This is a genomic window from Allostreptomyces psammosilenae (assembly GCF_013407765.1).
Classification (GTDB): domain Bacteria; phylum Actinomycetota; class Actinomycetes; order Streptomycetales; family Streptomycetaceae; genus Allostreptomyces; species Allostreptomyces psammosilenae.
This window is the reverse complement of the sequence record NZ_JACBZD010000001.1, coordinates 819,879-845,797: the sequence shown is the minus strand read 5'-3', so window position 1 is coordinate 845,797 and position 25,919 is coordinate 819,879. Positions and strand designations below refer to the sequence as shown.

The window sequence follows — 25,919 nt, the reverse complement described above, 5'->3', positions numbered from 1 at the left end:
CCGGTCACATGACCGGCGCCGCCCACGTCGTGCAGCGGACCGCGAGGGATCAGCCGGACAGGCTCGCTCCTTCGGTACGCACCGTCGTCCGCGGTACGGCCACCAGTTCGGCGGTCTCGACCTCGGCCCGGGTGTGCGCCGCTTCCAGTCCGTCGCGCAGGGAGGGGTTGACGTAGATGTCGGACGCTGGGTCCAGGGGCAGGACGCGGATCTCGATGCCGTGCCGGCGGACCGCGTCGGCGAAGCGGCGCAGCCCGATCTCCCACTCCGGTCCGTACCAGAAGTGGTCGGCGACGAGCTGCCCGTCGATGTAGGCGCGGGCGGCGTCCCCGGTGTAGCGCAGCCGCAGCAGCACCTCTCCCTCGCCGTCCAGAGCCGCTTCAGGGACGTCGACCTGGTACACGGCGGCCTTGTCGAAGTCCTCGTCGCGCGGGGCCGAGGCCCTCAGGTGGGAGCCTCCGGTGCGGGCCGGGGCGGCGACCGCGTCGCTCTGCAGGCAGCGCAGGGCCGGCTGCGGCAGCCGCGGCGCGGGGCTGAGCGGCCAGCGGGTGAACACGCCGTCCTGGGCGGGCTGCCCGACACCGTCTCCGTGGAGCGCGGCGGGCGCCGGCAGCAGGGCGAGGGACGGAGCGGGGGCGGCGATCTGCAGGCGCAGTTCGTCTCCGTCGGCGAGGACCAGGTCGTCGCTGAGCGCGAGCCGGTCCTGCCCGTCGAAGTGGATCCGGTTCAGGCGCAGTGCGTCGTCGTGCGACAGCACCAGGACCCGCGCGGTGCCGGACGGGCCGGTCAGGGTGAGCAGCGCCCCGGTGCCGGGCTCGTTCACCGTGATCAGGGTGCCGTCCGTGCCCCGCTCCACCTGCGCCGGGCCCTCGACCTGCACGTCCCCGTTCAGGGAGAGAGTGGCCGGGATGCCGTCGACGGCGGCCAGCACGGTGAGGGTGCCGGTCTCGGTGTCCAGGCGGGTCGCGGGCTGGGCGCTGGCCCAGTCCAGGCGCAGCCCGCCCCCGAGGTCCAGGCCGATGGGCCAGACGAAGTGCGCTCCGGACGGCACGCGGACCGGCTGCGCGGGCAGGGTGACGGTGCGCCCGCCGTCGAGGTGGACGCGGAACTGGACGCCTTCGTGGTCCGGCAGTGTGTCGTGCGGCTGGTGGTTGTTGACGAACAGGAAGCCCTGCCCGCCCGCCGACCGTACGGCCCAGCGCAGCGTGGCGAGGTCGTCGAGCGAGTCGGGCTGGGTGTCGGGCAGGGCCAGCGGCATCCGGGCCAGGTCCGCTCCGTAGCTGTGCAGGAACAGGTGCTGGAGGCGCAGCGCGTGGAAGGCGGGGCGGACCTGGCCGTACTCGCCGAGCGGTGCCTGGAAGTCGTAGGTCACCGTCGGCATGTCGTTGGGGTAGCCCGTGTCGTGGCTCTCCTGGTTGGGCTCCTTCAGGTCCGTGCGCTGCGAGCCGCCGTGGTACATGTAGTAGCCCTGCCAGACCGAGCCGCTGCCCAGCTTGGCCAGCGCCAGCGAGGTGATGTCCTCGACGGGCACCGCGGGCCGGCGGTGGTAGGCGATCGCCATGCCGCCGCCCAGTTCGCAGGTGGCGTACGGGTAGCGGCTGGTGTCCGGCCCGGGGCCGGTCGCCTCGACGGCGCGCAGGTCCGCGCCGATGGCGTGGTCGTCCCGGATCGGCGTGAAGAAGTAGTGGCGGCGCATGTCGCGTGCCGGGCCGATGCCGGCGTCCTCCCAGAACACCTCCGGGTAGCCGCCGTACAGCGGCAGGAGGGTGTCGCGCGGGATGTCGGCGGAGCCCCAGGCGGTTGCGGTCCACAGCGGGGCCTGCATGCCGTACTCCTCGGCCATGCGGCGCAGGGTGGCCAGGTGCCCGGGCTGGTCGTAGAGCTCGTTCTCCACCTGGAGCGCGATGATCGGGCCGCCGTCCTCGTGGAAGAGGCCGCGCAGTTCGTGGGCGATCCGCCGGTAGTAGGGCTCGACCAGCGCCAGATAGGCGGGGTCGTCGGTACGCGGGGCGCAGTCCACCTCGCTCAGCCAGTCGGGGTGGCCGCCGTTGCGGCATTCGCCGTGGGACCAAGGGCCGAGCCGGACGACCATGGCCAGGCCGATCTCGTCGCACAGCCTCACGAAGCGGCGCAGGTCGAGGTCGCCGTCGAAGCGGAGGGTGCCCCGCTCGTTCTCGTGCTGGTTCCAGAACAGGTAGGTGGCGAGCAGGTCGATCCCGCCGGCCTTGATCTTGAGCAGCTCCTCGCGCCACTCGGCGGCCGGGTAACGGCTGAAGTGGAACTCGCCCATCACGGGGATCCACGGGCGGCCATCCCGGACCAGGCTCTGGCTGTCGACCGTGAGCTGGTGCGGCGCGTCGGCGGAACTGCCCATCGGCAGATGCCCGGCCAGGACCTCGGAGGCTGCGTGGGCGTGCAGGGACAACATGGAAGGCGGCTCCAATGAGGGGGCGGGTGAAGTGCGCGTCCATCGTCGGGCGGCCACAAGCCCAGGTCAAGATGTATTCATAATTAATATCTCCCTGATCGCGCGGCTGCCTCGAGGGCGCTAGGAGCCGCCCGCGCTCTAAGCGTTATTTATGAATACATCTTGACAGGGGTGCGGGTCGCCCTGACGATGAACCCACTTCACGAGCCGCCACGCAGGAGCCGCCTGTCATGTTGTCGTTTCATGCCCTCAAACCCCCCGCTGCCTCGCCGAACCGGCTCCCGGGCGGGTTCCGCTTCCGACCGATCGCACCGACGGCCAGCAGCGGAGGCGGCGAATGAACGGGATGAGCCGCCGCTCCCTGCTGCGGGCCGCGACAGGAGCCGGTCTGGGCGCCCTGGCCCTGCCCGGTCTGACCGCCTGCGGCTCCTCCTCGGGCCGTACGGTGTCCTCGGGTCGGGTCGATGTCTCGCTGTGGACCCATGACCCCGGCTACATCAAGACCTTCCAGGCCGCGGCCGGCGACAAGGCGCTCATGCAGGGCTCCCGGTTCGACTACCGGGTGAAGGCCACCAACGCGGCCGGCAGTGACGTAGTGACCCGCACGATCGCGCAGGCGGTGGCCGGCGGGAACACGCCCGACCTCGCCGGCGTCATCGTCGACCAGTTCCCCCGCGTGATGGGCTCGGCGATCGCCGAGAACCTCTTCGTCGACCTGAGTGACACCGTCAGGCCCTTCGAGGGCGAGCTCCTCAAGCTCGCCCCCTACTCGGTCGACAAGATCCCTTACGGACTGGACTCCGACAACTCCATCACCGTTCTGTACTACCGCCAGGACCTCTTCGCCAAGTACGGCATCCCCGAGGACCTCGACACCTGGCAGGACCTCGCGCGCGTCGGCGCACGCGTCTACGACCAGCACAAGGTCAGCCTCGGCATGGTCTCCACCGGTGACAACGGGGCCATCGTCAACGGTTTCCTGCAGTTCCTCCTGCAGCGCGGCGGCGGCATCTTCGACGCATCCGGCGAGCTCGTACTCGACTCCGCCGAGGCGGTGGAGGTCCTCGAGTTCATGGCTCAGGGAGTCCGCTCCGGTTTCCTGATGTCCCTGCCCGACCCGTACGGCGCCGTCTGCGGTGCCGCCCTGAAGTCGGGTCGGCTGGCGGCTGCGGCCATGCCCAACTGGTACAACGTCTACGGTCTGCAGGCCAACGCCCCCGAAGACAAGGGCAAGTGGCGCATGCGGACGCTGCCGCGCTTCGCCGGCGGCGGTCACGTGGCCTCCATCCTCGGAGGCACCGCGTTCTGCGTCGTGAAGGGCAAACCCAACACCGAGGCCGCTCTCGAACTGCTGCGGAGGGTGTACCTGACCCGCGAGGGGCAGCTGCTGCGCTACCACAGTGGCGGCTTCCTGCCGACCCTCAAGTCCCTCTACGACGACCCCGAACTCACGTCGGTCGCCGACGACTACCTCGGCGGCCAGCGGGTCTTCGACGTCTACCGCGCGGCAGCCGCCGACCTGCCGCTCTACTACCAGGCACCCGGCATGCAGTTCCTCTCCGACCTGCTGGGCGGCCACATACTCCAGGCCCTGCAGGGCAAGACCTCCGCCGCCGCGGCACTCAAGGCCGGCATCAGGGACTACCGACAGCAGGTGAAGCGATGACCCGTCCCGTTGCCACCCCCGCCCGGCCCGAACCGAGCACCGCCCGGCCCGCGAAGCAGCCCGCGAACTTGGCCGAGCGCTCCTGGTGGAGCCGCAACCAGCGGTCGCTGGCCCCCTACGTGTTCGTGTCGCCCTTCTACCTGCTCTACGGGCTGTTCCTGCTGGTCCCGATCCTGGTCGGTTTCTACCTCAGCTGCACCGAGTGGGCCGGTCTCGGAACTCCCCGCTGGGTCGGGCTGCGCAACTACCGCGACCTGCTGACCGACCAGAGCTTCTGGGCGGCCATGGGCAACACCGCCCTGTACGTGCTGTTCACGCTCTGCGTCGTCGTCCCCGCCGCACTACTGATCGCCCAGGCACTCAACGCCCGGGGACTGCGGGGCCGGGACATGTTCCGGATGACGTACTTCATGCCGGTGGTGATCTCACCCATCGTCATCAGCGTCGTCTTCGGGCTGATCTTCGACAAGGACTACGGCCTGGTCAACGCCACCCTGCAGGCCGTGTTCGGGTTCGGCGGAGTCGACTGGCTCGGCGACCCGGCCTGGGCACGGGTATCCGTGGTCATCCTGGTGCTGTGGCGCTGGACCGGCTACCTCACCATCTTCTTCCTGGCCGGTCTGCAGAACGTGCCGCGGGAGCTGTACGAGGCCGCCGCCATCGACGGCGCCGGGCCGGTGCGCCGCTTCTGGGACGTGACCCTGCCGGCGCTGCGGCCGGTGACCGCCTTCGTCGCCGTGACCGTCCTGGTCAACACCGCCCAGATCTTCGACGAGCCCTTCCTGCTGACCCAGGGCGGCCCCGGTGAATCGACTCTGTCCGTCGCCATGTTCGTCTTCCGCGCCGGCTTCCAGCGCCAGCAACTCGGCTACGCCGCAGCCGCCGGCGTCATCCTCTTCGTCGTCGTGTTCGTCCTGGGACAGCTCGCCATGCGGGCCCTGGGCGTAGGAAGGAGCACCCGATGACCTCGGTCACCATGCCCGAGACCGCATCCCCCTCCTCCGCCCCGGCCACCCGCACCGTGCCGCCGCGCCGGGCCGAGCGCGGACGCCTGACAGGCCGAGTCCTGCTGTACGCGTTCCTGATCGCCCTGCTGGCCGTCTTCGCGCTGCCGCTCCTGTGGGCGCTGTCGGCGTCCTTCAAGTCCCGCAGCGAGATCTTCTCCTATCCGCCGCAACCACTTCCGATCCCGGGGAATCTGGACAACTACCGGGGATTGCTGGACGGCTACCCGTTCTGGACCTGGCTGCTGACCAGCACCGCCGTGGCGCTGATCTCCACCGTGGTGTCCGTGGGGCTGTGCTCCCTGGCCGGGTTCGCCTTCGCCAAGTACCGCTTCCGCGGCCAGAACATCCTGTTCAACGTGATGTTCAGCTCGATGGCCGTGCCGTTCGCGGTCATCGTCGTACCGCTGTTCATCATGATCGCCAAGGCTCAGCTGACCACCCCGTACTTCGCCCTGGTCGTGCCCTGGGTGGCCCCGGCGTTCGGCATCTTCATGATGCGCCAGTTCGTCGAGCAGTCCGTCCCCGACGCCCTGTTGGAGGCCGCCCGGGTCGACGGCTGCACCGAGTTCGGACTGTTCCGCCGGATCGTGTTCCCCCTGCTGCGGCCCGCCCTCGGGGCCCTCGGCGTGTGGTCCTTCCTCACCAGCTACAACAGCCTGCTCTGGCCGCTGATCGTGGTCAGCGAGCCGGGCGACTACACGCTCCCGATGGGCCTGCAGGTGATCTTCAGTGCCACCGGCCGCCAGTACGACCTGGTCTTGGCCGGCGCGGTCCTCGCGGCGGTGCCGAGCCTGCTGGTCTTCTACGTCCTGCGCAAGCAGCTCCTCGAAGGGCTCACCGCAGGAGCAGTCAAGAGCTGACCTCCCTTCTCCGGCCGGGCGCACGCCGAGCCGACCATCAGCGAAGGTCCGTGCGCCCGGCTCGTACACCCCGGCTGGACGAGCCGGGTACCCACCAGAAGGAGTAGTCCCTGTGCGAATCCGCAGAAGCGGCGTGATGGCGACCGGCCTCGGTCTGCTGCTCACAGCGACGACACTCGCCACCGCGCCCCTGAGCTCCGCCGAGACCACAACGACGAACCTCCTGGCCAACCCCGGCTTCGAGAGCGGGCTGACCGGCTGGACGAACATCGGCACCCCGAACTCCGCCTACACGCAGACCGCCGGGCCCCACAGCGGACAGACCAGTCTCGTCCACGGCAAGAAGGGCCAGTGGTCGGTGAACACGGTCCAGACCCTGACGGGGCTGACCAAGGGCACCTACACGCTCTCCGCCTGGATCAAGAACAACGGCGTGGCCGCCGCAGGTCTGCAGGCGTACTCCTGCGGCGACACCACCCAGACCCTCGACCTGCCCACGACCACGCAGTGGACCCGGGTGACGCTCAGCGTCTCGGTGCTCAGCCCCTCATGCACCGTCGGCATCTGGTCGAACTCCGCCGCGGGCACCCTCCAGGCGGACGACTTCTCCTTCACCCGCATCACGCCGGGAACCGGTGGCGCGATGGCCGTCGGCGGCGACATCACCTACCGGCGGATGAACGCCGCCGCCGGCGCCCAGTACGCGGACAGCGCCGGCAACAAGAAGGACGTGCTCGACGTCCTCGCCCCCGAAGGCTTCAACCTGGCCCGCATCCGCGTCTACAACAAGCCGGGCGCCTTCGTGACCACCAACGGACAGCGGTACCAGCTCCAGCCCGGCTGGCAGGACATCAACGACGCGGTGGCGAACGCGAAGGACGCCAAGGCACGGGGGATGAAGATCCTCCTGTCCTTCCACTACAGCGACTTCTGGACCAACCCCGCGCTCCAGATCAGGCCCGAGGACTGGGCCGGCTACTCCCAGAGCCAGCTCGAACAGGCCATCTACGACTTCACGGCCGCCTCCGTCCAGAAGATGAAGAACGCGGGCGTCGCACCCGAGTACGTCTCCATCGGCAACGAGATCAACAACGCCCTCGCCGACGTGGACCGCTGGACCACCCCGGCCGACTACTACGCGCTGCTCAACTCCGCCTCCAAGGCGGTGAAGGACACCTCCCCGACGAGCAAGACCGTCATCCACCTCACCACCCCGGACCGCACCGCCTACCAGGGCTGGATCGACGGCGCGCGGGCGAACGGCCTCGACTACGACATCATGGGCGTCTCGCTGTACCCGTTCTGGACCGACATGACAATCGCCTCCCTGGCCAACTTCGCGAGCTGGGTGGGAACGGCGAGCGGGAAGCCGGTCATGGCGATGGAGACCGGCTACCCCTTCACGCTCGAGCCCAGCGGCGCGAGCGAGACGACGCTGATCGAGGCGAACAACCTCGACCCGGACGGCCCCGAAAACTACGGCGCCACCCCCGACGGCCAGCTGAGGTGGACACAGGAGTTCTTCCGCGCCATGTACGACACCGGCAAGGTGGTGGGAATCTCCTACTGGGACCCGATCGCGATCGACTTCGCCGACGGCGCCGACCCGAACGGCTGGGTCGTCGGCGGCGACAACGAGGTCGAGGACACGTCGTTCTTCGGCTACGGCTCGGTCCACAAGGCGCTGCCCAGCCTGAGCGCCTTCCGCACCTGGTGATGACACAGAGCTGACGGGTGTGCCGGCCTCGGACGGACTTCTGTCCGAGGCCGGCACACCCACCCACGCCACGGTGTATTCATAATTAATGTCCGACTGTAAAATCGAGAGACCTCTCAGTCCTCTGACATCAAGGAGCACCAGCGATGGCGTCCTACTCCGGCCGCGGTGTACACGGACAGGTCGTACACCAACTGGGCGCGCGCATCGTGGGAGGCCGGATAGCCGAAGGCGAGACGCTGGACATCGGCGCGCTCGGAGCCGAACTGGACGTGAGCCTGACCGTCATGCGAGAAGCCCTGAAGGTTCTCGCCGGCAAGGGACTGATCGACGCGCGGCAGAAGCGCGGCACCTTCGTCAGGGAACGCCTCCACTGGAACCTCCTCGACGCGGATGTGATCCACTGGCGCATGGAGACGGGCGACGGCGGCCAGCTGCTGCGCGACCTCGCCGACGTGCGGTCCATCGTCGAGCCGGCCGCGGCGCACCGGGCTGCCCTGCACCGCACCGACGCCGACCTCGCCGCCCTCGAAGCCGCCCTCGACGCCATGGGACAGGCGCACGCCGAGTCCAGCGACGCCGCCGAAGCCGACGCGGCCTTCCACCGGGCGCTCCTCACCGCCACCGGCAACGAAATGCTGCAGAGGATGGACATGCTCCTGGAGCCGGGACTCAGGGAGCGCGACCGCATGGTCCACGCCCACGGTGACGCGGACGATCCGGTCCCCAGCCACCGTGCGGTGCTCGACGCTGTCCGCGACCAGGACCCCGCCCGCGCGGAGCTCGCCATGCTCGACCTGCTGGCCAAGGCCACCGAGGACCTCGATCACCTCACCCACACTCGGGGCGCCACGCACCGGTCCCCGGCGTGAGGAAGGCGGTACGCCGGGCACTACCCGTTGCGGGTTGAGTCACGTGGCGGGTCAGACCTTCTCGGCGGTCACGTGCGGATGGCCGGCGGCGAGCATGGTGATGTCCTCGACCGTGCCTGATTCAGCCCGCCAGGGTGACGGCGAGGGGCGTGCCGTGGCGATCGACGATCAGGGGTGCTTCCTGCCCGGGTGTGCGCGGTCGACCGCGAAGGTCTGACGTGAGCCCCCTTCAGCGCTCTGACGTGCGAGCCGTCGATCGCGGCATCGTCCATGTCGAGCTGGCCGGTTCTGCGTAGTTCGGCCAGGAACACTTCGTGAGGCGGGGCCAGACGCAGACTTCGGTCCAGTCTCGTAGGTGCCGCCAGGCTGTCACTCCGCTGCAGCCGATCCGGTCGGCTGGCATGATTCTCCAGCTCGCGTTCTTGCGGAGCGCGTAGATGATGCCCCGCCGGGCCGCCCGGTCATCCGCCGGCAGGCGCCCGGGATACCGATGGCGCCACGACGACCAGGGGCAGGGGAGCAATGCGTTCCCGAGGTCATCAGGCACAAGATCATCCGGAACTCGCGCCACTCTGCCGCCAGCAGACCTGTCGGCCAAGCCCTCACGCCGAACTCATTCTGAAACGATCAGTTAGTCGCGGGCCGCGTCGATCGCGTCGCCCAGTTCGCCGCCTCTCCCCCGGGGGGAGGGGCCACGGTCGGCCCTCGAGCGTTGCCACCGGGTGGTGTGGGACGAGGCCCGCGACGGTGGGCCCCTTTTCACCGGCTCCTAACCGAGGGGAAGGCCGATGAGGCCAGCGCCGAGGCCGAGCACGGCGCAGATACCGAGGGTGCGGAGAACGGACCAGCGGAGCCTGAGGAGGATGAAGGCGGCGATCGCGGTGATGGCGATGGCGGTGGGACGGACAGTGGTGAGGTCGGGCAGCGGGAGCGCGACAGGTCCGGCCTCGAAGGTGTGGGTCGTGCTGAAGAGGGTGTTGAACGCGAAGTAGAGGCCGAGGTTGGCGATGACTCCGACAACGGCGGCGGTGATCCCGGTCAGGGCCGCTCCGAGGGAACGGTTGCCGCGTAGCCGCTCGATGTACGGAGCGCCGAGGAAGATGAACAGGAAGCACGGGACGAACGTCACCCAGGTGGTGAGCAGTGAGGCGACCACTCCGGCAACCCAGGGATTGAGGTCTCCGGGGTTGGCGTACGCGCCGAGGAAGGCGACGAACTGCACCACCATGATGAGCGGGCCGGGAGTGCTCTCGGCGAGGGCGAGGCCGCGGACCATGTCACTGGCGGACAACCAGCCGTAGGCGGTGACGGCCTGCTGGGCGACGAAGGCGAGGACCGCGTAGGCGCCGCCGAAGGTGACCACCGCGGTGCCGGAGAAGAACAACCCCTGTGTGGTGTAAACGCTGTCGGTGCCGGTCAGCACCGCCACAGCGAGGACCGGCAGGGCCCACAGCAGGAGGCCGATCAGCAGGATGGTCGACGTGCGGCGCCCGCTGGGAGTGGCGTGGTGGAGGGCGTCGTCCGGTATGAGCGGGGTCGGCCCGTCGTCCCCTCCCTGGTGTCCGCCGGCCGCGGCGAGCGCCGGGTACCTGCGGGCGAGCAACCAGCCGGCGAGCGCGGCGCCGGCGATGACGAGGGGGAACGGGACGGCGAACGCGGCCAGGGCGAGGAAGGCGAGCGCGGCCAGGGCGAGGAGGGCCCGGTGGCGCAGCGCACGGCGGGCCACTCGGATGACCGCCTGGGCGACGATGGCCACGACGGCGGGCGCCAGCCCAGCGAAGACGGCGGTGACCGCGGTCGTCTCGCCCCAGGCGACGTAGACGGCGGACAGGGCGAGGAGTGCGAGCATGCCGGGCAGGACGAAGAGCGTCCCGGCGACGAGCCCGCCGCGGGTGCCGTTGAGGAGCCAGCCGGTGTAGATGGCGAGTTGCTGAGCCTCGGGGCCGGGCAGCAGCATGCAGTAGTTGAGGGCGTGGAGGAAGCGGCGTTGCCCGATCCAGCGCTTCTCCTCGACCAGGGCGCGTTGCATGACGGCGATCTGGCCGGCGGGTCCGCCGAAGGTCTGCAAGGAGATCAGGAGCCAGGTTCGGACCGCCTGGCCGAAGGGGATGATGTCGCTCGAAGCTGCGGGTGTCAGCCCTCCGGTGTGGCCGGTGTCACCGGTGGCTTCGGGGGCAGGGCCAGTGGACGGCTCGGGTTGGGTGGCGGTCACCGGTTTCTCCGTGGGTGGGTGAAGTCACAGGGGTCTACCGAGCAGGAGTGCTCGGCGGTGGTACTCGTACAGGCCGTCGAACAGGGGGGCGGTGAGTTCGAGCACCTCGGTGTCGTCCCGGACCATGGACAGGCCCCGCAGGACCACGTCGAGTCCGCGGGCCTCGGGGGCGTCGAAGCGTTCGTCGTCGATGTCCGCCTCGTGGACGAGTTCGGCGAGCTTCCACAGCACCGGATCGGTGAGGTCGTATCGACGCAGGATCGTCTCGAAGGTGCAGTCCGGACCGTGGTGGGACAGTTCCACCCCCCGCATGTCGAAGGCGGTGGCGTCGGTTGGCACCTGGTCAGGGTCGGTGACGAAGACGAACTCCGCCTCCTGGTCGATGTGGCGGCGGATCAGCCAGGCACACGCCGCCCGATCGATGTGCACGCCGGCTCTGGTCGCCCACTTCACAGTTGTCGCTCCTCCACATCACTCGCGGTGTCCGCGGCGGGTTGGTCTGCCGCTCCTCGGGCCAGGTGGGCCACGGCCCGGCGGGCGCGTTCGGCCTCGGGCGGTGGGAAGTAGTCGCGGCGGTTGATCCGACGCAGTTCGCCACGGAGCCGGCGCACCGCCTGGCCTCGGGCGGCCCCGTCTCGGCCGGCGGCATCCTCGGCCTCGGCGATCACGGCGAGGTACTCCGCCCGGCGTGCCTCCGCCATGGCCGCGGCCAGTTCCCGCTCCTGGCGCGCGTCGGCCGGCCTGCCCAACCACACCGTCGCCGTCCCGCCGGCCTCCACGACCTGTTCGGCCACCCACCCCAGCTGCTCCCGGGTGTAGGCGTCGGCGGGCAGGGCGACCAGTCCGTCCACCAGCTGGGCGACGCCCAGGCGCTTCAGCCGCCGCCAGACGGCGATCCGCGGCGCGGACGGCTCGCGCGGCACCCGGTAGCACAGCAACACCCACGTGCCGGGCTGTTCCACACCACCACCCCCTTCCCATCGGCAGCTTGCTTGTAACCATGGTTACACCGGCGAGGGCGAGGGGGCAAGCGCGCGGGTGCCGGCCGCCGCCGCGGCCTGTCGTAGGCTCGGCGGATGCGGGTCACGGAGTGGGGCGACGGTCAGCTGGCGGTGGTGCGTCCACCGTCGGGCGGGTTCCCGCGGCACAGCCACGACGAGTACGTGATCAGCGTCAACCTCTGCGGGCTGGAGCGGGTCCGGCTGGACCGCGCCTCGTTCGACGTGGGCCTGGACGAGGTGACCGTCTACAACCCCGGCCAGGTCCAGTCGAGCACCACCGAGGTCCCGCCGGAGTCCTCCTACGCGGCGGTGAGCTGGTACGTCCCGCCCTCGGCGGTGGAGGCGCTGACCGGCCGGGCGGCGGTCGACTTCGAGCGGCCGGTGGTCCGCTCCGCGCGGCTGCGCGCGGAGCTGATCGCCGCGGCCCGGGCCCTGGGTGCCTTGCCGTCCGACGGGCGCCCCGCGACGGCCGAGTCCGCCGCCGTCGCCCAGGAGCGGCTGACGCTCGTGCTGTCCCGGCTGCTCGACCTGGCCGCCGGCCGACGCCCGGCGCGTGCCCCCGAGCCCGCCGACGCGCGGATCGCCGCGGTGCTCGACCGGCTGCGCGCCGACCTGTCCGGCACGCCCTCACTGGCCGAGCTGGCCGCGGAGGCCGGGATGTCCCGGGAGCACCTGGTCCGGACGTTCACCCGTGCCACCGGCACCCCGCCCTACGCCTGGCACCTGTCCGCCCGGCTGGCCGAGGCGCGGCGGCGGCTGCGCGGGGGCGAGGCCGTCGCCGACGTCGCCCACCGGCTCGGCTTCGCCGACCAGGCGCACCTCCACCGGCACTTCACCGCGGCCTACGCCATCACCCCGGGCCGGTACCGTCGGCGGTCCCAGCCCGCTCGGTAGTCCCAGGTGCCTCGGCGGTCCCGGATCCCCTGGTAGTCGCAGGTCCCGCGGCAGTCCCGGGTCAACATCCGACAAGACCGGGCGGCGCGCCCGGCGCCACAGTGGCCGCCATGACCGAGATCTTCATGGTGGCACTGTGGTTGGGGCTGGTGTTCAACGCGGCTCCGGGCGCGGTGTTCAGCGAGTCCCTGCGGCGCGGGATCCGGGGTGGGTTCGGCCCCGCCCTCGCGGTACAGGTCGGCTCGCTGGTGGGCGACGCCGTCTGGGCGGTGCTCGGCCTGGCTGGGGCGGGGGCGCTGTTCGCGGTGCCGGCCCTGCGGGTGCCGCTCACCGTGGCCGGCTGCCTGCTGCTGGCCTGGCTGGGGGTGACCGGCCTGCGTGACGCGCTGGCCCGGAAGGGCCCCGATCCGACGGCGGCGGAGCCGCACGGCGGTCAGGACCGCGGGGCCATGGCCGTGGGTGCGGGGATGTCGTTGGCGAACCCGTGGAACGTCGTCTACTGGTCGGGCGCGGCCGGCGGGGTGGGCGCCGTGCTGGGCGGTGCGCGGGCCGGCACGGCGGAGCTGGCCGTCTTCTTCGCCGGTTTCATGGCCTCCTCCCTGCTGTGGTGCGTGATCTCGGCCGGGCTCATCGTGGTGCTGCGCAGGGCGCTGCCGCCGGTGGCGGTCCGCGTGCTGGAGGCGTGCTGCGGCGTCTCGCTGCTGGTCTTCGCCCTCCTCCAGCTGTGCCGGCTCGGGTGACGGGCCACCTGCCGGAGGGACCCCGGGAAATCCGGTCGGACGGGGCCCCCATCGCCGCCACCGGAGCTAGACTCGGCCGCCATCTACCTGACGTGCTGTCACAAGACGGTGGGGTGAGGGGATTGGGCATACGCCGGAGGCTGTCGGAACCGGCGCGGCAGGCCGGTCTGGGGGAACTGCGCCGGGTGCACCGGCAACGCCGCAGCTGGGGCACCCGGGCCCTGGGGATGCTCCTCGTCGGCACGGCGCTCGCCACCGGCTGGCTGTACTTCTCCGTCGGCAACTGGTGGCTCGCCGTCCTGCTCCCGCCGCTGGTCCTCGCCGGCTACGCCGGGTGGGTCTACGGCTCTGCGATCGGCTCCCCCGGCGGCCGGCTCTGGTACGCCGTCTGCGACGAGGGTCTGCTGGTGTGGTCGGAGCGGCTGGGCGGCCTGGCCTCCATCCCGTGGGACGCCGTCATCGGCGTCGCCCCCGCCGGGATGAACGACGACGGCCTGGTCTACGACCTCAGCGTCGTGGACTCCGAGGGGCAGCGGCGTACCGTCCCGATCGGCCTGGTCACGGCCCGCCGGGACCTGCTGCGCGCCATCAACGGCGGCAGGCCGGCACCCACCCCGATCGCCCGGCGGGCGGTCGGGGCCGGGGTCGGCGCCCTGGTCCTGGGCGTGGTGGCGTGGCTGGTCGTGCTCCCCGAGCTGGTCCCGACCACCGTGGACGAACGCCCCGCCGAGCTGTCCGACTTCGCCCGCGCCTGCGAGCGCGGCGGCGCCCGCTACCCGCAGGCCGCCCCCTACGGCGAGGCCGGCCCGCACCCCCTGGTCCTGTTCCACGTGGAGAACCGGCGGGTGGACGGCTACGGCCCGGACTTCTCGGCCGACGGCGGGGACGCCACCGAGGAGGAGTCCGAGGAGGTGCCCGCGGACGCGGTGCAGCTGGTCGCGTGCAGCCACAACGTCGGCCGGGTCGACGACAGCTACGTGGAGCGGTGCGTCTACTCGGGCGGCGTGAGCGTCGAGTACTACCAGGGCCGCTACCGGGTGGACGTCTACGAGGCACGCACCCACCGTCTGGTGGGCACCGTCGAGGTCCTCGGCGACGACAGCGTCACCTGCTCGGACATGGTGTACGCCACCGAGGGTGAGGACCGCGAGGAGGACACCCTGCCGAGCGACTACGGCTCCGAACTCGCCCCCTTCGTGGACGGCGAGGCGGCCGGGGGCGCCGAGACCGGCGAGACCGACCGGGGCTGAGAGCGCGGGGACGGACCGGGGTGCCCCGGCGGTGGGGCGGCCGGTGGGGCCGCGGCGCGTCAGCCGCCGAACCAGCCCGGCACGTCCAGCGGGAAGAACTCCGCGGGGGTCACCTTCCGCAGGTCCGACTCCAGCTCGCGCAGCCGCTCCGGGCCCAGCGTCCGGGCCCACCCGGCGCGCAGCTCCTCGAAGACGCGCGCCGAGAGGGCCAGGCAGTCCACGCCCCGGTCGGTGAGCCGCACCACCTTGCGGCGGCCGTCCTGCGGATCGGTGCCGCGTCGCACGTAGCCCAGGCGCTCCAGGGTATCGACCGTCTTGCCGGCCGCCTGCTTGGAGACGCCCAGCCGCCGCCCCAGCTCCGCGGCGGTCGTGCCGTCCGGGCCGATCGCCTGGAGGACGAAGCCGTGCATCGGACGCACCTGCGGGTGGCCCTGCCGGGCGAGCTCGGCGTGCAGGTCGTCGACGAGCACCCGGAAGCCGAGGAGCAGCCGCAACGGCAGCTCGAAGCCGGGGGGCTCGTGGGGCGCGTTCGGCTGGCTCGACACGATGAACGACCTGGTCCGCTATCTCTGGTCCGGCAGCTGCGCCCCCGACCCTAGCCCACCGGCCGCGTCCACCGGCCGTCCGGGCAGGTAGGTGACCTGCGGCGCCCCGGTCTCCGGATGCTCCGCCACCACGGCGGCGACCCCGTAGACCTCCGCCAGCAGCCCCGGGGTGACCACCTCCGCGGGCGGCCCGGCGGCCACCAGCGCGCCCCGGCGCAGCACGTACAGCCGGTCGCAGAAGTACCCGGCCAGGTTGAGGTCGTGCAGCGCGACCAGCGCGGTGACCGGCAGTTCGCGCAGCAGCCCGAGGACGTCCAGCTGGTGCCGCACGTCCAGGTGGTTGGTGGGCTCGTCCAGCACCAGCAGGGCCGGCCGCTGGGCGAGCGCCCGGGCGATCAGCACCCGCTGCCGCTCCCCTCCGGACAGCCGCCCGTACGGCCGGTCGGCCAGGTCCCGCGCGCCGACCCGGGCCAGCGCCTGCGCGACCAGGCGGACGTCCTCGGCCCCCTCGGCGTCCAGCAGCCGCTTGTGCGGGGTGCGGCCCATGGCGACCACCTCCCGCACGGTCAGGTCGAAGTCGCCCCCGGGTTCCTGCACCACCGCGGCCATGGTGCGGGCCAGCGTCCGGGCCGGCAGCCGCGCGGTGTCCCGGCCGTCCAGCACGATCCGGCCCGCCGTGGGGCGCAGCGCCCGGTAGACGGTGCGCAGCAGGGTGGACTTGCCGCTGCCGTTCGGTCCCACCAGGCCGACCACCTCGCCCGGGGCGACGGTCAGGTGGAGGTCGTGCACCAGCCGGCGGGCCCCGGCGTGCACCGTCAGCGCTTCCACGTCCAGCCCGGCGGCGGGCGCGTCGGGGGTGTCGGGGGTGTCGGGGGCGCCCGGGGTGTCGGGGGCACCGGGGGTGGCCGGGGCGCTGCGCGGACCGGTCGTCACGCGAGCACCCCCTCGGCCCGGCGGGCGTCCCGCCGCATCAGCCACAGGAAGAACGGCCCCCCGCACAGGGCGGTGAGCACGCCCACCGGGATCTCCTGCGGGGCGGCCACGGTGCGCGCCGCCACGTCCGCCAGCCCCAGGAACACCGCGCCGGCCAGGGCCGCAGCCGGCAGCACCCGCCGGTGGTCGCCGCCGACCAGCAGCCGCACCGCGTGCGGCACCATCAGGCCGACGAACCCGATCGGCCCGCTCGCCGCGACCAGTACCCCGGTCACCAGCGACAGCAGCACGAACATCCGGGCCCGGAAGCGGGCCACGTCCAGCCCCATGGTGATCGCCGGATCGTCGCCGGCCAGCAGCAGGTTCAGCGAGCGGGCCTGGAGCAGCAGCACGGCCACCGCGCCGAGCAGCACGCCCGCCGGCAGCGGCAGGGTGTCCCAGCGGACGCCGCCGAGCCCGCCCAGCGTCCAGCTGAGCACCTCGCGGGCCTGGCCGCCCCGTTCCGCGGTCAGCAGGGCGAGGCTGGTCAGGGCGGAGAGCACGGAGGCCACCGCCACCCCGGCCAGCACCAGGCGCACCGTGGTGAGCCGCCCGCCGCTGCGGGCCGCGGCGTACACCAGCACCATCGCCAGCAGCGCCCCGGCGAACGCCGCCAGCGGCAGCGGCACGGCGCCCAGCAGCGGCACGGAGGAGGTGATCACCAGGACCGCGCCCAGCGAGCCGCCGGAGGAGATGCCCAGCAGGTAGGGGTCGGCCAGGGGGTTGCGCACCAGCGCCTGCATGGTGGTGCCGACCACCGCCAGCCCGGCCCCGACCACGGCGGCGAGCAGGGCGCGCGGGGCGCGGACGTCGAGGACGATCGTCCGGTGCGCCGCCGACCAGGAGGGGTCGGCGGGCCACGGCGCGCCGAGCCGGCGGGCGAGGACGCCCCAGACCTCGGCGGGCGGCACCGTCACCGAGCCGATGGTCAGCCCGACGGTCAGCGACAGCAGCAGGGCGGCCAGCAGCAGGCCGATGACCAGCGGGTAGCCGGGCCGCCCGGGGCGCGGCGGCGTCACCACGCCAGTTCGGGGTGGAGCAGCGGCGCGAGGTCGGCCACCGCGGACGGTGGCCGCACCCCGACCATGGTGGCGGTCAGCGGCAGCACGGCGAACCGCTGCTCCCGGATGGCCGGCACGTCGGCCAGGGCGGGCTGGGAGAGCAGGAACCGCTTCTTCTCCTCGACGCTGCCGCTGCCGTAGTAGTCGTAGATGACGATCACCTCGGGGCGGCGCTCGACGACCTGCTCCCAGGAGACGTCGCCGAACACCTCGTCGAGGTCGCCGAAGACGTTCCGTCCGCCGGCCAGCCGGATGATCTCCTGGCCGATGCCCCGGCCGCCGGCGGTGAACGCCGATCCGTCGCCGCTGTCGTAGACGAAGACGTCGACCGGTTCGGCGTCGCCGAGGGTCGCGGCCACCTGCGCCAGCCGGCCGTCCATCCGACCGATCAGTTCCTCGGCCCGGTCGGGGATGCCGAATATGGCGCCGAGGTTGCGGATCTCCTGGTGGACCTGCTCCATCGTCACCGGTCCCTCGGTGCAGTACTCGAGGTTGAGGTAGGTGTCGATGCCGGCGTCGGCGAAGGACTGGCGGGAGCGGCCCTCGTTCTCGGCGAAGGCGCTGCCGTAGCCGCCGTAGACGAAGTCGGGCTCGGCGGCCAGCACCGTCTCGAAGTCGGGTTCCTTCTCGGAGAGCTGGGGGATGGCGTCGTGGGCCTCGCGGTACTCGGGCAGCACCGCCGAGTCGGGGAAGGCGGTGCCGACCATTACGTCCTCCAGGCCGAGTGCGAGCAGCAGTTCGGCCGGGTGCTGGTGGATGGTCACCACCCGTTCCGGCGGTGCCTGGTAGGTGGTGGTGACGCCGCAGTTCTCGACGGTGACCGGGAAGCCGGTCGCGGCGGCGCCGGTCGCGGCCGGCCCGGTGGCCGACGTCCCGGCCGGGTCGGCGCCAACGGCCGGGGGGCCGCCGGCGCAGGCGGTCAGCGAGGTGGCGACGAGGGTGAACGCAGCGCAGCGCAGCGCGACGTGGGCAGACATGCCGAACACACGATCCTCCTAGGGGTGTCCACGCCCCGTGGATGGTTCGCGACGGGCCAGTCTCCTGACTCCCGGATCAGCGCTCGCCCCGACCTTCCCGCGCGTGGGCGCAGTGGTCGACAACGGGGTCCGCTCCCCGGTCACAGTGGCGGGACCGTTCCGGATTCACACCGGCTTCCTGGTTCCCGTCGCGCAGATGACCGCCGTAGCGTAACCCGGCCGTGGGCCGGCCACCCAGACGGGTGGCCGGCCCACGGCCGGGTTCGCCGCAGACCGCGACAGCCGGCACGCTCCGGCGGGGGCGGTCAGCCGGCCTCCGCCCGGCGTGCGCGGATCACCAGCCGTTCGGCCGACGCGTCGTAGGGCCGGGCGTCGAAACCGCCGTGGCAGCGCACGTCGGTGAAGCCGGCTTCCCGCAGCATGGCGCGCAGCTCGGCGGCGCTGTAGACGAACCAGACGAGCGAGGCGCGCCGCACCCGTCCGTCCCGCACCAGCGTCCAGTCGCTGCGCATCCGGGTCCAGTCGTCCAGCACGGTGTCGACCTGCGCCATCAGGTCCTCGCCCTGCCGCACCACCCGGGACAGGTCGGTCCGGCGGGCCAGGATCTCCTTTCCGGACAGGTCCATCAGCAGCTCGCCGCCGGGGACGAGGGAGTCGTGGGCGGCGCGCAGGACGCGCAGGTTGTCCGCCGGGTCCTCGAAGTAGCCGAAGGAGGTGAACAGCGAGAGCACCACGTCGTACGCCTCCGGCTCGACGTGCTCGCGCATGTCGGCGCGGACCATCCGGGCCCGCGCCCCCACCCGGGCGCACGCCTCGGCCGCCCGCTCCAGCATGGCGGCGCTGCGGTCGAGGCCGGTGACCCGGTGGCCGCGCCGGGCCAGCGGTGCGGTGAAGACGCCGGCCCCGCAGGCCAGGTCCAGGATCCGGGCGCGCTCGGGGAAGGCGAACAGCGGGGAGGTCTCCAGGATCTCCTCGGCCTGGGCGACCCGGCGCTCGGAGAACAGGAAGTCGTGGAACTCCACCCAGAAGTCCTCGTCCTCGTACCACTGCTCGCCGGGCGGCTCGTTCCGCGCCGCCCGGTCGGGGGCGGCCGACCGGGTCGCCTCCCCCGGCCGGGTCGCCTCCGACGGGGACGCCTCCGGCCGGGTGCGCACCCGCAGCACGTTGGCGGCGGCGACCGCGCGGTGGGTGGCGAGCTCGGCGGTGGCGCCCTCCGCGCAGACGATGCCGGCGTAGCCCCGGCTGTCGTCGAGGTGCTCGATCGGGTCGCCCACCCGCTTGGTGGGGAACCAGCGCGGCGAGCCGGGCATCGCCTCCAGGCGTTCCAGGCCGCTCACGCCGGCCAGCGTGCCGGGGCGGTCCGGGTATCCGAGGACGAAGGCGACGGCGGGGCCGCCGGGCGGGTCGAGGTCCAGCAGCTCCGGGCGGCGGCCGAGGGCGAGTTCGACCATGGCCCGGTAGACGTTGTACCCGAGCGAGCGGCACAGCCCCTCGCCGACCAGGGCACCGCCGATGCGGGGGTTGACCTCGATGATCTCGGGGCCGTCCAGTGTCCAGGCGAACTCGACGTGGGCGAACCGGTCGGTGTAGCCGAGCGCGGCCAGCACCTCGGACAGCCAGTGCTCCAGCCGGGAGCGGTCGTCCTCGGGGAAGGCGACCGGGAGGGCGGTCACCTCCTCGCGGAAGCGGGGCTCGGGGGACATCAGCCGGCTGGAGACGCCGAGGAGTCTGGTGTCGCCCCGCCAGGTGAGCGTCTCCGCGCTGTAGACGGGCCCGGACAGGAACGGCTCGGCGAGCAGCCGGCCGCGGAGCGTGGCGTGCCGCGCGGCGTCCAGGGCGGCGTCCAGTTCCGCCGGATCCCGGGCCAGCCAGACGTTCTGGCTGCCGGTGCCCGCGCTGTCCTTGAGGACGGCGGGCAGCCCGGTGGCACGCCGGACGGCCGCGGCGGCGCCGGCCGCGGCCGGGTCGACGTCGACGGCGCCGGCCCGGCTCAGGCCGCGCGCGTGCAGCAGGGCGCGCACCCGCCCCTTGTCCCGCAGCAGGGCGATCACCTCGCGGTCCAGGGCGGGCAGCTTGAACTCCGCGGCGAGCTCCGCGCCCACCAGTCCCCAGGTGTCGGTGGAGTTGATCAGGCCGCGCGGGGACGGCACCCTGGCGAGCGCTTCGGCGCAGGCGCCGGGGTCGAAGGTCTCCACGTCGACGACGTCCAGCGCGCCGGGTGGCAGCGCGGCCAGTTCGTGCGCGTACCAGGAGCGGTCCCGGGTGAGCAGGCAGAGGCGTTCGCCCAACTCGTCGGCTGCCTCCACCAGCCGGCCGAGGCCGAAGGTGAGGGATTCCAGGCTGACGACCGTCACGATGCCACCTCCAGGGGGTTGGCGCCGCCGGCGGCGGCGGAGCTCGTCGTGGGTTCCGGATACCGCCGGCGGGACCACGGCATGACGGACCATGGCATGGCCAGCTCGTCCAGGGAAGCGATCTCGACGGGGCGCAGCGTGCCGGGGTCGAGCGCCTCCCGGTGCCGCGCGAAGACCCGGTCGACGTAGCGGTGGCCGGTGTCCGCGCCGATCACGAGGTGGATCCGCTCCGGCGCGCGCCGCGCCTCCCAACCGGCCGCCAGGTAGGAGGCGCCGGTGGACAGCCCGGCGAAGACGGCGTGCTCGCGCATGACGGCGACGGTGCCGGCCATGGCGTGCGCGAAGTCCAGCCAGTGGATGCCGTCGTACAGGTGGTGCCGGACGTTGTCGAAGACGATGGAGCTGCCGATGCCGGCGATGATGGCCTCCGGATCCTGGAAGCGCTCGCTGCCGAAGGTGACGCTGCCGAAGGGCTGCACCCCGACCAGCCGCACCGAGGGCAGGCGGCGGCGCAGGTACTCGACCAGGCCTCCGGTGGAGGCGCCGGAGCCCACGCCGCCGACCACGGTGACGGGGCGGTCCCCCAGCTCCGCCGCGACCAGGTCGGCGAACTCGCGGTAGCCGAGGTAGTGGATGTCGTCGTGGTACTGCCGCATCCAGTGCACGTCGGGGCGCTCGGCGAGGATCTGCCCGATCCGGCGCACCCGCAGTTCCTGGTCGAGTTTCAGGTTCGAGGAGGGCGTCACCTGCTCCATGGTGGCGCCCAGGATCTCCAGCTGGGCGCGGACGGTGGCGTCGACCGTGGTCGAGGCGACGATGTGGCAGCGCATGCCGTACCGGTGGCAGGCCAGGGCCAGGGCGTAGGCGTAGATGCCGCTGGAGCTGTCCACCAGGGTCTGGCCGGGGTGCACCACGCCCCGTTCCAGCAGTTGGCGGACCGCGGCCAGGGCGGAGTAGATCTTCATCGTCTCGAACCGGGCGAGGACGAGGGAGTCGGTCAGCCGGACCAGGGCGGGCGTCTTCATGGCGTCTGCGATGTGCTCGTGTATCACGGGATGCCTCTCGCTGGGGTAGCGCCGCTACCGGTGGTTGGGAGGTGTGGGCGTGCGCACGGGCGTGGTCGGGCGGGGACGGGGCGGCGGGCGGAGCAGCGGGCGGCGGGCGGGTGGAGGGACGGTGGAGGAGCGGCCGGCCGGTGGACGCAGTCGGGCGCCGCCGGCGGGCCGGGCGGCGGCTTCGGGCACCACGGGGGCGGTCACCGGCCGATCGAGCGCAGGTAGGCGGCGAGGCGTTCGGCCGCGGCGACGTTGCGCGGGCCGACCACCAGATCGGCGTAGTGCAGCACGAAGAACCGGCCCTCGCGCACCGCCGAGACCTGGCCCATCGCCGGATGGGCTTCGAGGAAGGCGCGCTTGTCGTCGGCGCTCTGGCCGGCGTAGTCCACGATGACCACCACCTCCGGATCGGCGCGCACCACCGACTCCCAGCCCACGGCGGTCCAGGTGTCCGCCAGGTCGGCCAGCACGTTCCGGCCCCCGGCGGCCTCGATCACGCCGTTCGGCGCGCCGAAGCGGCCAGAGGTGTAGGGCTGGTCGGTCCCGGAGTCGTAGACGAACACCCGCGCGGGATCGACGCCCTCCGGGCGGGCCGCCTCCAGGGCGGTGATCCGCTGCTGGAGCTCGCGCACCAGCGCGTCGGCGCGCTCCTCGACGCCGAAGATCAGGCCCAGGTTGGTGAGGTCGGTGTACAGCGCCTCCAGCGGAGGCACCACCCCGCGCCGTTCGCCGTCCTCCCCCGCCCGGCAGGTCTCGGTCAGCAGGTAGCTGGCCACCCCGAGGTCGGCCAGGATCTCCGGGGTGATCCCGCGTTCCTCGCTGAAGCCGGCGTTCCAGCCGGCGAACACCCAGTCGGCGCCGGCCTCCAGCACGATCTCCCGGCTGATCCGCCCGTCGCCGAGGCGCTCGACGCGGCCGAAGTCCTCGCGCCAGGGCGAGGTGGCGATGGCGGCGTCCTCCACCGTGTTCATCACGTAGCCGCGCATCCGGTCGGCCAGGCCGAGGGCGAACATCATCTCCACGGCGCCGATGTCGTAGACGACGGGCCGCCGCGGCTGCGCGTAGCCGACCTGTCTGCCGCAGTTGGTGACGGTGACCGGCGCCGCCGTCGCGCCGGAGGCGGCCGGAGCGGGCTCCACGCTGGCGCCACAGCCGGCCGCCAGCAGCGACAGCGTCACCGCCAGCAGGGTCGTGCGCGTGGCTGTTCGCCTGGTGGCGAGCGTGGCTGTGCTTCTGGTGGCGAGCGTGGCTGTGCATCTGGTGGCGCGCGGGGTGGTGGGCGTGGCGGTGCGGGTGGTGCGCGCCACACCGGGATGCGGACCTGCCCCCGAGCGGGCCCGCCGCCGGCCGCCGAGGCGCCACCGTGGTGAGGGGAAACGGTTCATCGGGACTCCTCGGCCGGCTCGGGCAGGGTGTAGAGCAGTTGCGGCGCGCCCGTCTCCGGATGCCGGACGACGGTCACCCGCACCCCGAACACCGCGGACACCAGCTCCGGGGTGAGCACCTCCGCCGGCCGTCCCACCGCCACCAGACGGCCGCCATCCAACACGCCGATCCGGTCGCAGACGGCCGCCGCGAGGTTCAGGTCGTGCAGGGCCACCAGCACGGTGAGCCCCGCCCGGCGCAGGAACGCCAGCACGTCGAGCTGGTGGCGCACGTCCAGGTGGTTGGTGGGCTCGTCCAGCACCAGCAGCCGGGGGCGCTGCGCCAGGGCCCGGGCGATCAGCACGCGCTGCCGCTCGCCGCCGGAGAGCCCGAGCACGCCGCGTTCCGCCAGGTGCTCCGCCCCCACCTGGGCCAGCGCCCACTGGCACAGCTCGCGGTCCGCCTCGCCCAGCGGCCGGTTGCCGCGCAGATGCGGCGCGCGTCCCAGCGCCACGACCTCCCAGACGGTGAAGTCGAGTTCGGCGCGGCTCTCCTGGGTCAGCGCGGCGACGTGGCGCGCGCTGCGGCGCAGCGACCAGTCCGCGACGTCCCGGCCGTCCAGCAGAACCCGGCCGGCGGTGGGGCGCAGCGCCCGGTACACGCAGCGCAGCGTCGTGGACTTGCCGCTGCCGTTCGGCCCGACCAGCCCGACCACCTCGCCGGAGGACGCGTCGAGGTCCAGCTCACGGACCAGGGCGCGCCCGGCCGTCGTCACACAGAGCCCGCGCAGCGCCAACTCCATCAGGCCCCCCCGAAGAGGTAGCCGCGACGGCGCATCAGCGCCACGAACACCGGCACCCCGACCAACGCGGTGACCACGCCGAGCGGCAGTTCCTCGGGGGCGACGACCGTGCGGGAGACGATGTCCGCCCACACCAGGAAGCAGCCGCCGGCCAGCGGTGCCACGGCGAGGACGCGGCGGTGGCCGGAACCGACCAGGATGCGCACCAGGTGCGGCATCACCAGGCCGACGAACCCGACCGCGCCGCTGACCGCGACCAGCGCGCCGGTGACGGCGGCGGTGAGCAGGAAGAGCCCGCGGCGCAGGGCGGAGGCGTCCACCCCGAGGCTGGCCGCCGTCTCGTCGCCCATCGAGAGCACGTCCAGGGACCGCCCCAGGCGCAGCAGCACCGGCACGGCGAGCGCGACCGCCGCGCCGGCCACCGGCAGCGAGCCCCAGGTGGCGCCGCCGAGGCTGCCGAGCAGCCAGAACAGCACGGTGCGGGCCGCCTCGCCGTGCGGGGCGAGGAACACCAGGACGCTGGTGACGGCCTGGAAGGCGTAGGCCAGGGCGGTGCCGGTGAGGACCAGCCGCAGCGGGGTGAGCCCGAACGGGGTGCGGGCGGCGACGTAGACCAGGAGGGTGGCGCCGAGAGCGCCGAGGAAGGCGGCGGCGGAGAGGGCGTAGACGCCGAGCGCGGCGAACGCCCCGAACACCACCACGGCGGCGGCACCGACGGACGCGCCGGAGGACACGCCCAGCACGAAGGGGTCGGCGAGTGCGTTGCGCACCATGGCCTGCACCGCGACGCCGACGACGGAGAGCCCGGCGCCCACGAGCACGGCGAGCAGGACGCGGGGGGTGCGGACCTCCCAGACGATGGCGTAGGTGGCGGCGTCGGAGGCGGGGAGCGAGCCGCCGGTGAGGGCGGCGAGGAGGTGCCGCAGGACGTCGGCGGGCGGAACGGTGGTCGGGCCGAGCGCGATGCCCGCGAGGACGGAGAGGACGAGCGCGACCGCGAGGAGCAGCAACCACGCGGCCAGCCGGCCACGGCCGTCGCGTGGGGTGGTCGGGGTGGGGGTCGTCGTTGCGGTGCTGGTCTTTTTGGGGGTGGCGGCCGTGGTCGGAGTGGCGGCCGTGCTCGGAGTGGCGGCCGTGTCGTCGGTGGTGGGGATGATGGTCGTGATTGGCGCTGGAGTGGTCGGGTGTCCGGCCTCCTCGGTCGTCCCGGCCCCGGGGGTGTCGGGCCGCCCAGCCGTCATGGGATCCCGACCGGGCGTGGTTCGTCGGGTCGTCGCCGCTTCGGCGACCTCGGGCGTCTCCGCTGCGCGGCCTGCCATGGCGTCGGTCATCGCTTCCTCCCCCACCGTCGACTGCCGGGAGGGTGACCGGCCGTGCGGGCGGATCGGCCGCCCGGTGGCCCCCGGTGCGCCGCCGCCGGTCACCCGGGCGAGCCCGGGGCCGGTGATGCCGGCGGTGCCGTGGGACGTGGCTGTCGCGCTGGCGGCGCTGGGGTCGGTGGTGTGGGCGGCCGAGCCGTTCATCGATTCGCCGCCTCCCCCACAGCCATGTCCCGTGCCGGTCAGACGCACCAGCAGTCGGACGGACCGGTGGGCTGGTTCCCGGCTGACGCCCGCCGGCGGTGCGCTGGCCCCCTCCTGGCCTGTTCGCTGCGCTCTTCCCCCTGCCCGGACGGGGACGCCCGCACCGGGCGGGGAGGGGGCTCCCGGTGGCGTCGCACGCCGAAGGTCGCGGCCACGGGGCGGACGGCGACACGTCGGGGGCGCGCCGCTCACACAGGGGTGGCGCGCCCCGGGCGCACCCGGGCGCGCTCACATGGCGTCAGGGATGGCCCGGACCGGCTCCACCGGGCCACGACATCGGGCTGGGCACCGCCGGCTCGCACCACCGGGCGGGGCACCGCCGGGCGGCACCGCCGAGCGGCACCGCCGGCCCACACTGCCGGCCCGCACCACCCGCCAAACTACCGGGCAGACCGCCGACCAATTGCCGGGCGGACAATCAGACAAACCCTCGCATCAATTGAAAGTTAACCAGAGTTATCCACAGGCCCGAAGAGGGGACTACCGCCACCCACTACCACCATGAGAGCGTGGAAATCGGGGGGACCCACCCAGGCCCCCCTACAGGCGGTTGAAGGC

The 25,919-nt window shown here is 72.8% G+C and carries 21 protein-coding genes and 1 riboswitch; of the genes, 8 read left to right on the top strand and 13 right to left on the bottom strand.

The genetic code is table 11. The annotated features are described in order from the left end of the window. Positions 1 to 49: 49 nt before the first annotated feature. Positions 50 to 2,428 carry a beta-galactosidase gene (locus FHU37_RS03345; RefSeq protein ID WP_179812727.1) on the bottom strand — a complete coding sequence of 793 codons (2,379 nt, stop codon included), beginning with the start codon at positions 2,426 to 2,428 and terminating at the stop codon, positions 50 to 52. Positions 2,429 to 2,765: 337 nt separating this feature from the next. Here FHU37_RS03345 and FHU37_RS03340 point away from each other — a divergent pair, with 337 nt between their 5' ends. The 5 genes from FHU37_RS03340 (at position 2,766) to FHU37_RS03320 (ending at position 8,550) form a co-directional block, all read left to right on the top strand. Further along, on the top strand, positions 2,766 to 4,094 hold the full coding sequence (locus FHU37_RS03340) for an ABC transporter substrate-binding protein (RefSeq protein WP_246449544.1): 1,329 nt from the start codon (positions 2,766 to 2,768) through the stop codon (positions 4,092 to 4,094). Continuing rightward, the gene (locus tag FHU37_RS03335) at positions 4,091 to 5,059 is read left to right on the top strand and encodes a carbohydrate ABC transporter permease (protein WP_179812726.1); all 969 of its coding nucleotides are present in this window, start codon (positions 4,091 to 4,093) and stop codon (positions 5,057 to 5,059) included. The genes FHU37_RS03340 and FHU37_RS03335 overlap by 4 nt, the downstream gene beginning before the upstream one ends. Then, complete coding sequence (locus tag FHU37_RS03330; protein ID WP_246449543.1) at positions 5,056 to 5,961, top strand: carbohydrate ABC transporter permease; 906 nt, start codon at positions 5,056 to 5,058, stop codon at positions 5,959 to 5,961. The genes FHU37_RS03335 and FHU37_RS03330 overlap by 4 nt, the downstream gene beginning before the upstream one ends. Before the next feature lie 112 nt (positions 5,962 to 6,073). Further along, positions 6,074 to 7,678, top strand: coding sequence for a glycosyl hydrolase 53 family protein (locus tag FHU37_RS03325; RefSeq protein ID WP_179812725.1), 1,605 nt, complete (start codon positions 6,074 to 6,076; stop codon positions 7,676 to 7,678). 146 nt (positions 7,679 to 7,824) lie between these two features. Continuing rightward, entirely contained in the window at positions 7,825 to 8,550 is a 726-nt protein-coding gene (locus FHU37_RS03320) for a FadR/GntR family transcriptional regulator (RefSeq protein WP_179812724.1), read from the top strand. Between the two features lie 769 nt (positions 8,551 to 9,319). On the opposite strand, the gene chrA is transcribed toward FHU37_RS03320, so the two are convergent. From chrA to FHU37_RS03305, 3 genes are read right to left on the bottom strand one after another with little or no spacing between them, the layout of a single operon-like run. Further along, complete coding sequence (gene chrA, locus FHU37_RS03315; RefSeq protein ID WP_179812723.1) at positions 9,320 to 10,762, bottom strand: chromate efflux transporter; 1,443 nt, start codon at positions 10,760 to 10,762, stop codon at positions 9,320 to 9,322. 24 nt (positions 10,763 to 10,786) lie between these two features. Then, positions 10,787 to 11,215 carry a chromate resistance protein ChrB domain-containing protein gene (locus FHU37_RS03310; protein ID WP_179812722.1) on the bottom strand — a complete coding sequence of 143 codons (429 nt, stop codon included), beginning with the start codon at positions 11,213 to 11,215 and terminating at the stop codon, positions 10,787 to 10,789. Further along, complete coding sequence (locus FHU37_RS03305; protein WP_179812721.1) at positions 11,212 to 11,724, bottom strand: Chromate resistance protein ChrB; 513 nt, start codon at positions 11,722 to 11,724, stop codon at positions 11,212 to 11,214. Before FHU37_RS03305 ends, FHU37_RS03310 begins: the two co-directional genes overlap by 4 nt. Before the next feature lie 114 nt (positions 11,725 to 11,838). On the opposite strand from FHU37_RS03305, the gene FHU37_RS03300 reads away from it, so the two are divergent. The 3 genes from FHU37_RS03300 (at position 11,839) to FHU37_RS03290 (ending at position 14,647) form a co-directional block, all read left to right on the top strand. Next, positions 11,839 to 12,657: an AraC family transcriptional regulator gene (locus FHU37_RS03300; protein ID WP_179812720.1), complete on the top strand. Its 819-nt coding sequence runs from the start codon at positions 11,839 to 11,841 to the stop codon at positions 12,655 to 12,657. A gap of 110 nt (positions 12,658 to 12,767) precedes the next feature. After that, positions 12,768 to 13,397 (top strand): LysE family transporter, encoded by a 630-nt coding sequence (locus FHU37_RS03295; RefSeq protein WP_179812719.1) that lies wholly within the window; start codon positions 12,768 to 12,770, stop codon positions 13,395 to 13,397. A gap of 122 nt (positions 13,398 to 13,519) precedes the next feature. Continuing rightward, positions 13,520 to 14,647 (top strand): hypothetical protein, encoded by a 1,128-nt coding sequence (locus tag FHU37_RS03290; RefSeq protein WP_179812718.1) that lies wholly within the window; start codon positions 13,520 to 13,522, stop codon positions 14,645 to 14,647. 59 nt (positions 14,648 to 14,706) lie between these two features. Here FHU37_RS03290 and FHU37_RS03285 read toward each other — a convergent pair whose 3' ends face one another. The 9 genes from FHU37_RS03285 to FHU37_RS03240 all read right to left on the bottom strand — a co-directional run bounded on the left by FHU37_RS03285 (position 14,707) and on the right by FHU37_RS03240 (position 24,800). Next, positions 14,707 to 15,192: a MarR family winged helix-turn-helix transcriptional regulator gene (locus tag FHU37_RS03285; protein WP_179812717.1), complete on the bottom strand. Its 486-nt coding sequence runs from the start codon at positions 15,190 to 15,192 to the stop codon at positions 14,707 to 14,709. 18 nt (positions 15,193 to 15,210) lie between these two features. Beyond that, positions 15,211 to 16,026, bottom strand: coding sequence for an ABC transporter ATP-binding protein (locus FHU37_RS03280; protein ID WP_218904199.1), 816 nt, complete (start codon positions 16,024 to 16,026; stop codon positions 15,211 to 15,213). Between the two features lie 95 nt (positions 16,027 to 16,121). Then, positions 16,122 to 17,186, bottom strand: coding sequence for a FecCD family ABC transporter permease (locus tag FHU37_RS03275; RefSeq protein WP_179812715.1), 1,065 nt, complete (start codon positions 17,184 to 17,186; stop codon positions 16,122 to 16,124). Next, positions 17,180 to 18,202 (bottom strand): ABC transporter substrate-binding protein, encoded by a 1,023-nt coding sequence (locus FHU37_RS03270; protein WP_179812714.1) that lies wholly within the window; start codon positions 18,200 to 18,202, stop codon positions 17,180 to 17,182. The genes FHU37_RS03275 and FHU37_RS03270 overlap by 7 nt, the downstream gene beginning before the upstream one ends. A 39-nt stretch (positions 18,203 to 18,241) precedes the next feature. Then, positions 18,242 to 18,422, bottom strand: a riboswitch (cobalamin riboswitch). An 85-nt stretch (positions 18,423 to 18,507) separates the two neighbouring features. Continuing rightward, positions 18,508 to 20,556, bottom strand: coding sequence for a methyltransferase domain-containing protein (locus tag FHU37_RS29215; RefSeq protein ID WP_312892400.1), 2,049 nt, complete (start codon positions 20,554 to 20,556; stop codon positions 18,508 to 18,510). Further along, entirely contained in the window at positions 20,553 to 21,581 is a 1,029-nt protein-coding gene (locus FHU37_RS03255) for a pyridoxal-phosphate dependent enzyme (RefSeq protein WP_179812713.1), read from the bottom strand. The genes FHU37_RS29215 and FHU37_RS03255 overlap by 4 nt, the downstream gene beginning before the upstream one ends. A 230-nt stretch (positions 21,582 to 21,811) precedes the next feature. Continuing rightward, positions 21,812 to 22,918, bottom strand: coding sequence for an ABC transporter substrate-binding protein (locus FHU37_RS03250; protein WP_312892399.1), 1,107 nt, complete (start codon positions 22,916 to 22,918; stop codon positions 21,812 to 21,814). 74 nt (positions 22,919 to 22,992) lie between these two features. Next, positions 22,993 to 23,778 carry an ABC transporter ATP-binding protein gene (locus FHU37_RS03245; protein WP_179812711.1) on the bottom strand — a complete coding sequence of 262 codons (786 nt, stop codon included), beginning with the start codon at positions 23,776 to 23,778 and terminating at the stop codon, positions 22,993 to 22,995. Next, complete coding sequence (locus FHU37_RS03240) at positions 23,778 to 24,800, bottom strand: FecCD family ABC transporter permease (RefSeq protein WP_246450175.1); 1,023 nt, start codon at positions 24,798 to 24,800, stop codon at positions 23,778 to 23,780. Before FHU37_RS03240 ends, FHU37_RS03245 begins: the two co-directional genes overlap by 1 nt. Positions 24,801 to 25,919: the final 1,119 nt, after the last annotated feature.